1 protein-coding gene is annotated in these 277 nt (G+C 68.6%); it reads left to right on the top strand.

What is annotated here, in order from left to right:
• Positions 1–277 (top strand): hypothetical protein (locus tag CVH10_RS20020; protein WP_146143153.1); only part of this gene is annotated, 277 nt, incomplete at both ends.

Below are 277 nucleotides of genomic sequence, written 5' to 3'. Positions count from 1 at the left end.
GCAACAGCTTCGGCCTGTTCGGCGACTTCGCGGCACGTTTGGGCCTCACCGTGCATCGCGTGAAGCTCGCGCCCGGCGCGGGCGTCAGTCTGGCGCCGTTCGCCGCCGCCTGGCGCCTGGTCGATACGCCGAGCCAGGTACAGACGCTGGACGCCGATGCGCTCGACGAAGACCAGACCGATGCCGGCATGGCCGTGGAAGGCGACGAGCAGCGCGACGTCCTCGGGGAGCTGGAGATCACTGCACGACTGATGATCACCGGCGGCGAGGACAAAGA

This window comes from Halomonas sp. ND22Bw (assembly GCF_003011945.1).
GTDB classification, from domain to species: Bacteria; Pseudomonadota; Gammaproteobacteria; order Pseudomonadales; family Halomonadaceae; genus Halomonas; species Halomonas halophila.
Note: the sequence above shows the minus strand (reverse complement) of the source record. Positions and strands in the feature narration are given on the sequence as shown.